Genomic DNA, 8,171 nt, shown 5'->3' on the forward strand with positions numbered 1-8,171 from the left:
CGGGCGAAGGGCGGGTAGGGGACAGCCCCCGCGCAGCGGCAAGGGTCGCTGCACGGCGGCGGCCCGCGCAGCGGCACGCGCGCAGCCGGGGACCGGCCCCAGGGGGCTAGGACGCGACCGCCGCGGCGGCGGCCACCGGCACCCCGATGCGATCCAGCGCGTCCTCCGCCCCGTACGGCTGGAGGTACGGCATCCAGCACGGATCCCGGTGCCCCGTCCCGATGATCCGCCAGGCCAGCCCGGACGGCGGAGCCGGCTGGTGCCGCAGCCGCCAGCCGAGGTCGACGAGGTGCCGGTCGGCCTTGACGTGGTTGCAGCGGCGGCACGCGGCGACGACGTTGTCCCAGGCGTGCTGGCCGCCCCGGCTGCGGGGGACGACGTGGTCGACGCTGGTGGCGACGGCCCCGCAGTACATGCAGCGGCCGCCGTCCCGTGCGAACAGCGCGCGGCGGGTGAGTGGAACGGGCCCCCGGTAGGGGACCCGCACGAAGCGCTTGAGCCGAACCACGCTGGGAGCGGGGACGGCCCTTGTCGCGCTGTGCAGAAAGGCGCCGGATTCTTCCAGGGAGACGGCTTTGTTCTCCAGGACGAGGACGAGCGCGCGACGGAGCGGTACGACGCCGAGGGGCTCGTACGACGCGTTGAGGACCAGGACGTGCGGCACGGACTGCCTCCTTGTACGCCGGCGGCGCGTGGCTCGCGCCGGGACGATCTGCTTTCCAGTCTCCCCTTACGGCTGGTCGAAGCGCCACCACGCGCCCGTAACGGGTCCGAGGTGTTTTCGACCACACCCGCTTCCTCCCCGCGTGAGTCTGGTCTCTCCCTCGAACATGGCAACAAGTCCGGCCTAATGCCCCGTTAGGGTGGATGGTCTGCCCGCCCCATCCCTTCCGCGGGCAGGACGCCACATCTGGAGGTTCCCGCCGTGCCCAGGCCTGCCGCACTGCTCCCGCTCGCAGCCGACAACCCGGACGCGTCCCAAACGATCAGAGAAACCCACGAGAGCGTCACGAACGCCGCCAGTTTCATAGAGGAGAACTGGGCCGGATGGCTGTACCTGGGCCTGCGGATCCTCCTCATCGTGGTCATCGCCTTCGCCCTGCGCTCGGTGGTCCGCAAATCGCTGACCAAGCTGATCACCCGGATGAACCGCGGCGCGGATGCCGTCGAGGGCACGGCCCTGAGCGGGCTGCTGGTCAACGCCGAGCGCCGCCGCCAGCGGTCCGAGGCCATCGGTTCCGTACTGCGTTCGGTGGCCTCGTTCCTGATCCTCGGCACGGCGGGCCTGATGGTGCTCGGCGCGCTCGACATCAATCTGGGACCGCTGCTGGCGAGCGCCGGTGTGGCGGGCGTGGCGATCGGTTTCGGCGCCCGGAACCTGGTCACGGACTTCCTCTCCGGCGTGTTCATGATCCTTGAGGACCAGTACGGCGTCGGCGACAAGATCGATGCCGGGGTGGCCTCGGGCGAGGTCGTGGAGGTGGGCCTGCGCGTCACCAAGCTGCGCGGCGACAACGGAGAGATCTGGTACGTCCGCAACGGCGAGATCAAGCGGATCGGCAACCTCAGCCAGGGCTGGGCCACGGCGAGCGTGGCGGTGCAGGTCAAGCCGACCGAGAGCCTCTCCCGCATCCGCGAGGTGATCAAGGGGATCGCCGACACCCTGGCCAAGGAGTCCCCCTGGGACGAGCGGCTGTGGGGTCCGGTGGAGGTGCTGGGCCTGGACGAGGTGCTGCTGGCCTCCATGTCGGTGTCGGTGTCGGCGAAGACCATGCCGGGCCAGCAGTTCGCCGTGGAGCGCGAGCTGCGCTGGCGGATCAAGGACGCCTTCGACGCCGCGGGCATCGGGATCGTCGGGGGCCTGCCGGCGCCCGAGGAGGATGCGGCCCCGGCCGACCCCTCGGCTTCCGTCGCCCCGCCGTCGGCGCTGGCGAACCCGACCTCCCCGCAGTCCCTGGCCACCGCGGAGATCCCGCAGCCGGCCGTGGGCGGCTCGGCCCCCCGCATCACGAAGTAGCGACCGCCTCACCCGTCACTCCCCATACGCATCACTCCCCACTGCCCCCGCAGGCCCGGCCTGCGGGGGCAGTGGCGTACGCACCACCATTGATGCGCACCACCATTGACACGAGCGACCCACCAATAGGAAACTTACCTAACAGTTCACCTCGGTGAGAGAGAAGTCACCCCATGCCCGCCACACCCGGTACGCCCAGCCTGTTGCGCGCCCTGAACGACCGGGCCGCACTGGAGCTCCTGCTGACGCACGGTCCGCTCTCCCGGACCCGGATCGGGCACCTCACCGGCCTCTCGAAGCCCACCGCCTCCCAGCTGCTGGCCCGCCTGGAGGCCGCCAGGCTCGTCGTGGCCACCGGCACCGCCACCGGCCGCCCCGGCCCCAACGCACAGCTCTACGCCGTCAACGCGCGGGCCGCCTTCGTCGCGGGACTCGACGTCACCCCGGGCCGGATCCTCGCCTCCGTGGCCGACCTCGCCGGCGAGGTGATCGGCAGCCACGAGCTCCCGTACGCGCAGGACACCGGGCCGGTCGAGCAGGTCACCCGCGCCCTCGGCGGTGCCGTCAAGGACGCCGGGCTGCACCTCGCCGACATCCACCGGGTGGTCATCGCGACCCCCGGCTCCTTCGACCCCCGCACCGGGGTGCTGCGCTACGCCGACCACCTGGCGGGCTGGCAGTCCCCCACGCTGCTCGACGAGCTCGCCGCGGCCCTGCCGATGCCGGTCGAGTACGAGAACGACGTGAACCTCGCCGCCGTCGCCGAACAGCGGCTCGGCGCCGCCCGGGGCCACGAGGACTTCGTCCTGCTGTGGAACGAGGAGGGCCTCGGTGCCGCCCTCGTGCTCGGCGGGCGGCTGCACCGCGGCTGGACCGGCGGCGCCGGGGAGATCGGCTTCCTGCCGGTCGCCGGGCACCCGCTGGTCCGCCAGGTCACCCGGGTCAACTCCGGCGGCTACCAGGAACTGGCCGGCGCACAGGTACTGCCCGCGATGGCGGCCCGGCACGGCGTCGACGCACCGCCGGCCGCCGCGGCCGGAACCGGCTCGGTGCACGGCGCCGTGCACGGGGCCGAGTCCGGGGCCATGGTCGAAGCGGCGGCCGCGCTGCTGGCCCAGGCCGCCGCCGCGCCCGAAGGCGGCCACCTCGGACTCCTGCGGGAGTACGCCACCGCCCTCGCCACCGGTCTCGCCTCGCTGGTCGCCGTACTGGACCCGGAGATCGTGATCCTCTCCGGCGCACTGACCATCGCCGGCGGAGAGCCGCTGCGCGAAATCCTCGAAGCCGAGCTCGCCGACCTCGCCCCGTCCCGGCCCCTGCTGGTGACCGGCGAGGTACGGGAACGGCCCGTGCTGCGCGGGGCGCTGGAGAGCGCCCTCGCCGCGACCCGCGACGAGGTCTTCGACACCTCCCGCCGCTGAACCGCACCACCCCGCACCACCCGCCCCGCAGCTCGCCGTGGGAAATCCGCACCGCACCTCCCCCCGCGTCGGGCAACCACCCGCCCCACCCCTCCAGGAAGTCCCCCCGCGCAGAGAGTGACTCCGCCATGCCCGGAATCCGCCGCCTGACCGTCGCCGCCACCGCAGTCGCCGCGATATCCGTACTCGCCACCGCGTGTACGGGCTCCGCCTCCAACACGGCCGCCGACGGCCCGAACGAGGACGTCACCCTCAACTTCTGGCACGGCTGGTCCGCCCCCAGCGAGATCAAGGCGATCGAGGACAACATCGCCCGGTTCCGGAAGGCGCACCCGGCCATCAAGGTGAACGTCACGGGCAACATGACGGACGACAAGATCAACCAGGCGCTGCGGGCCGGTGGGGAGAAGGCCCCCGACGTGGTCTCCTCCTTCACCACCGACAGCGTCGGCAAGTTCTGCAACACCGGCGCCTTCGCCGACCTGAACCCCTTCCTGGCGAAGTCCGGGATCGACAAGGAGAAGGTCTTCCCCAAGACCCTTCTGCAGTACACCCAGTTCAACGGCAACCAGTGCACGCTGCCGCTGCTGAACGACGCGTACGGCCTCGTCTACAACAAGACCGCCTTCGAGGCCGCCGGGATCACCGAACCCCCCAAGACCTGGAGCCAGTTCGAGGCCGCCGCGCAGAAGCTGACCATCGCCAAGGGGGATTCGTACCAGCAGCTCGGCATCATGCCCACCTTCCACGGCTACGAGACCGCCCCCCAGCGCCTGGCCGCGATGTGGAGCCCGGCGTACTTCGACGCCGAGGGCAAGTCCAACCTGGCCAAGGACCCGGGCTTCGCCCAGATGCTGACGGCGCAGAAGGGCCTGGTCGCCAAGCTGGGCGGGTACGAGAAGCTGGAGAAGTTCCGCACCACCTTCGGTGACGAGTGGAGCGCCGAGCACCCCTTCCACCTGGGCCTGGTCGCCATGCAGATCGACGGCGAGTGGCGGGCGAACATGGCCAAGGAAGCCGGGGTGAAGTTCGAGATCGGGACCGCGCCGATGCCCGTCCCGGACGACCGGATCGCCGAGTACGGCAAGGGCTACCTCTCCGGCACGATCATGGGCATCGCCTCGGGCAGCAAGAAGCAGAAGGCCGCCTGGGAGCTGACGAAGTACATGACGACCGACACCGAGGCCGTCGTGGAGTTCGCCAACGCCATCCACAACGTGCCCTCCACGCTGGCCGCCCTCGACTCCCCCAAGCTCCAGGTGAGCCCGGAGTTCAAGACGTTCATCGACATCGCCAAGCACCCCAAGTCGACCACCACCCCGGCGCAGGCGGACGGCGGCACCTACCAGCTGACCTTCACCGACTTCGCGTACGCGGTCGAGAAGGGCGAGGTCGCGGACATCCCGGCCGGTCTCGCCAAGACCGACCAGCAGATCGACACGGACATCGCGAAGGCCAAGTAGTCCGATGGACGGCACCCTCTCCCCCGAACTGCGCACCAAGCGCCGCAGGTCGGCGCTGCGCACGGCGGCCTTCATGTCGCCCTGGCTGATCGGGTTCGGCGTCTTCTTCGCCTACCCGCTCCTGTCCACCGTCTACTTCTCCTTCACCAAGTACGACGGCTTCCGCCCGCCCGTCTTCAACGGGCTGGACAACTGGACCTACCTCTTCTCCGACCTCCCGATGTTCTGGCCGGCCATGCGCAACACCCTGTGGCTGGTCGTGGTCATGGTCGCCTGCCGGGTCGCCTTCGGCCTGGGCATCGGCCTGCTCATCACGAAGATCAAGCTGGGCACGGGCGTCTTCCGCACCCTGTTCTACCTGCCCTACCTGGCCCCTCCGGTGGCGGCGACCCTGGCCTTCGTCTTCCTGCTCAACCCGGGCACCGGCCCGGTGAACACCCTGCTGGACGCGGTCGGGCTGCCCACGCCCGGGTGGTTCACGGACGCCTCCTGGTCCAAGCCCGCCCTGACCGCGCTCGCGGTGTGGGGGATCGGGGACCTGATGGTGATCTTCATGGCCGCGCTGCTCGACGTACCGCGCGAGCAGTACGAGGCAGCCGAGCTGGACGGAGCCGGGCCGCTGGCGCGGTTCCGCCACATCACCCTGCCGAACATCTCGCCGATCATCCTGTTCGCGGTGGTCACCGGTGTCATCCAGGCCATGCAGTTCTACACACAGCCCCTGGTGGCGGGGAAGGTCGCCTCCGGCGTCATCGGCGGCTCGGGGCAGCAGTTCGAGCCCGGGTACCCCGACAAGTCCACGCTGACCCTGCCCCAGGTCATCTACAACGTCGGCTTCCAGCGCTTCGACTACGGCACCGCCTGTGCGGTCGCCCTGGTGCTGTTCGCCCTCTCCATGGCCTTCACCGCGCTGCTGATGCGGCGGCGCGGCGGACTGATCGAGGCAGGTGACTGACGGCCATGGGCCAGAACCAGAGCCAGACCATCACCCGGGGCGCCGAGCGCGCCCCGCGCCCCGCCCCGTCCGGTACGCCGGATTCCGCGCGGGCCCTGCGCACCGCGCGCCGCAGGGCCGCCCTGCACTGGATCGCCGTGCACTCCCTCGGCGTCGCGGCGGCGCTCTTCTTCCTCCTCCCCTTCGTCTTCCTCTTCCTGACCTCGGTGATGAGCGACCAGCAGGCCCTGACCCGCGACCTGTGGCCGCACCACTGGCAGTGGGGCAACTACGCGAAGGTGTGGGACACCCCCGGCTTCCTGACCTGGTGGCGCAACACCCTGATGTACGCGGGCCTCGGCACCCTGCTGAGCGTGGTCTCCTCGCTGCCCGTCGCCTACGCCCTCGCCAAGTTCCGCTTCCGCGGCCGGCGGCTGTCGCTGATGCTGGTCATCGCCATGATGATGCTGCCGCCCCAGGTGGTCGTCATCCCGATGTACCTCTTCTGGGCCAAGCAGCTGGACCTGTCCGGCACGCTGTGGCCGCTGATCATCCCGATGGCCTTCGGTGACGCCTTCTCCATCTTCCTGCTGCGCCAGTTCCTGCTGACGATCCCGGACGAGTACCTGGACGCGGCGAAGGTCGACGGCTGCGGCGAGGTGCGCACCCTGCTGCGGGTGGTGCTGCCGATGGCGAAGCCCGGGATCGCGGCCGTGGCGCTGTTCCAGTTCTTCTACGCCTGGAACGACTACTTCGGCCCGCAGATCTACGCCTCGGACAACCCGGCCGCCTGGACCCTCAGTTACGGACTGGAGTCCTTCAAGGGCGCCCACCACACCAACTGGAACCTGACCATGGCGGCAACCGTGCTGGTCATGGCCCCGGTGATCGTCCTCTTCTTCTTCGCCCAGAAGGCGTTCGTCGAAGGCGTCACCCTGACCGGAGTGAAAGGCTGAGTGACCATGAAACTCGCAGTGGTGGGCGGCGGTTCCACCTATACCCCCGAGCTGATCGACGGGTTCGCCAGGCTGCGCGACACCCTGCCCATCAGCGAGCTGGTGCTGATCGACCCGGCCGCCGACCGGCTGGAGCTGATCGGCGGCCTGGCCCGGCGGATCTTCGCCAAGCAGGGGCACCCCGGCCTGATCACCACCACCTCCGACCTCGACGCGGGCGTCGCCGACGCGGACGCGGTCCTGCTGCAGCTGCGCATCGGCGGGCAGGCGGCCCGGCTCCAGGACGAGACCTGGCCGCTGGAGTGCGGCTGCGTGGGCCAGGAGACCACCGGAGCCGGCGGCCTCGCCAAGGCGCTGCGCACGGTCCCGGTGGTCCTCGACATCGCCGAGCGGGTCCGGCGCTCCAACCCGGACGCGTGGATCATCGACTTCACCAACCCGGTCGGGATCGTCACCCGTGCCCTGCTCCAGGCCGGGCACAAGGCGGTCGGGCTGTGCAACGTGGCCATCGGCTTCCAGCGCAGGTTCGCCGCGATGCTCGACCTGACGCCGGCCGACATCCACCTCGACCACGTCGGCCTCAACCACCTCACCTGGGAGCTGGGCGTGCGCAAGGGCGGCCCGGAGGGCGAGAACCTGCTGCCGCAGCTCATCGCCCGGCACGGCGACGCCATCGCCGCGGACCTGCGCCTGCCGCGCACCGTGCTGGACCGGCTCGGGGTGGTCCCCTCGTACTACCTGCGCTACTTCTACGCGCACGACGAGGTGGTACGGGAGCTCGGCACCAAGCCCTCGCGGGCCGCCGAGGTCGCCGCGATGGAGAAGGAACTGCTCGGCCTGTACGGGGACCCCGCGCTGGACGAGAAGCCGGAACTGCTCGCCAAGCGGGGCGGCGCCTTCTACTCGGAGGCCGCGGTGGACCTGGCCGCGGCCCTGCTGGGCGACGGCGGGAGCGCCGTACAGGTGGTCAACACGCTGAACAACGGCACCCTGCCCTTCCTCCCGGACGACGCGGTGATCGAGGTGCAGGCGCGCGTGGACCGCTCCGGGCCCTCGCCCCTGGCCGTGCCCCGGCTGGACCCGCTGTACTCGGGGCTCATCGCCCACGTCACGGCGTACGAGGACCTCGCGCTCGACGCGGCGCTGCGGGGCGGCCGCGAGCGCGTCTTCAAGGCACTGCTGGCGCACCCGCTGGTCGGCCAGTTCGACCTCGCCGAGGGGCTGACGGACCGGCTCCTCGCGCACAACAAGGAGCACCTGGCATGGGCGTGAGCCGGCCCGTTCCCCGTGGACCGTCAGGGTCGTGGTGCCGACGCCGTCGACCCGGACGCCGAGGGCCTCCAGGAAGAAGCACAGGTCCTGGACCATGTAGTTGGAGGA

7 protein-coding genes are annotated in these 8,171 nt (G+C 70.7%); 6 read left to right on the forward strand and 1 reads right to left on the reverse strand.

The window, feature by feature from the left end; translation table 11 throughout:
- Positions 1-106: 106 nt before the first annotated feature.
- Positions 107-664: an HNH endonuclease gene (locus ABZY57_RS31000; protein WP_356517593.1), complete on the reverse strand. Its 558-nt coding sequence runs from the start codon at positions 662-664 to the stop codon at positions 107-109.
- Between the two features lie 261 nt (positions 665-925).
- On the opposite strand from ABZY57_RS31000, the gene ABZY57_RS31005 reads away from it, so the two are divergent.
- The 6 genes from ABZY57_RS31005 to ABZY57_RS31030 all read left to right on the forward strand — a co-directional run bounded on the left by ABZY57_RS31005 (position 926) and on the right by ABZY57_RS31030 (position 8,063).
- Positions 926-2,017, forward strand: a complete 1,092-nt coding sequence (locus ABZY57_RS31005) for a mechanosensitive ion channel family protein (RefSeq protein ID WP_356517594.1) — start codon at positions 926-928, stop codon at positions 2,015-2,017.
- A 173-nt stretch (positions 2,018-2,190) separates the two neighbouring features.
- Entirely contained in the window at positions 2,191-3,438 is a 1,248-nt protein-coding gene (locus ABZY57_RS31010; protein WP_356517596.1) for an ROK family transcriptional regulator, read from the forward strand.
- A 128-nt stretch (positions 3,439-3,566) separates the two neighbouring features.
- Positions 3,567-4,901: an ABC transporter substrate-binding protein gene (locus tag ABZY57_RS31015; RefSeq protein WP_356517598.1), complete on the forward strand. Its 1,335-nt coding sequence runs from the start codon at positions 3,567-3,569 to the stop codon at positions 4,899-4,901.
- 4 nt (positions 4,902-4,905) lie between these two features.
- Positions 4,906-5,856, forward strand: coding sequence for a sugar ABC transporter permease (locus tag ABZY57_RS31020; RefSeq protein WP_356517600.1), 951 nt, complete (start codon positions 4,906-4,908; stop codon positions 5,854-5,856).
- Between the two features lie 5 nt (positions 5,857-5,861).
- Positions 5,862-6,791 (forward strand): carbohydrate ABC transporter permease, encoded by a 930-nt coding sequence (locus ABZY57_RS31025; protein ID WP_356517602.1) that lies wholly within the window; start codon positions 5,862-5,864, stop codon positions 6,789-6,791.
- A 6-nt stretch (positions 6,792-6,797) separates the two neighbouring features.
- Positions 6,798-8,063, forward strand: coding sequence for a 6-phospho-beta-glucosidase (locus ABZY57_RS31030; protein WP_356517604.1), 1,266 nt, complete (start codon positions 6,798-6,800; stop codon positions 8,061-8,063).
- Positions 8,064-8,171 lie beyond the last annotated feature (108 nt).

The organism is Streptomyces sp. NPDC006450, assembly GCF_040612195.1.
Taxonomy (GTDB): domain Bacteria; phylum Actinomycetota; class Actinomycetes; order Streptomycetales; family Streptomycetaceae; genus Streptomyces.

What these genes read in the sequence shown, in the direction of transcription:
- ABZY57_RS31010 (WP_356517596.1), top strand. Translation starts at nt 2,191, where the DNA reads ATGCCCGCCACACCCGGTACGCCCAGCCTGTTGCGCGCCCTGAACGAC.
- ABZY57_RS31015 (WP_356517598.1), top strand. Translation starts at nt 3,567, where the DNA reads ATGCCCGGAATCCGCCGCCTGACCGTCGCCGCCACCGCAGTCGCCGCG.
- ABZY57_RS31020 (WP_356517600.1), top strand. Translation starts at nt 4,906, where the DNA reads ATGGACGGCACCCTCTCCCCCGAACTGCGCACCAAGCGCCGCAGGTCG.
- ABZY57_RS31025 (WP_356517602.1), top strand. Translation starts at nt 5,862, where the DNA reads ATGGGCCAGAACCAGAGCCAGACCATCACCCGGGGCGCCGAGCGCGCC.
- ABZY57_RS31030 (WP_356517604.1), top strand. Translation starts at nt 6,798, where the DNA reads ATGAAACTCGCAGTGGTGGGCGGCGGTTCCACCTATACCCCCGAGCTG.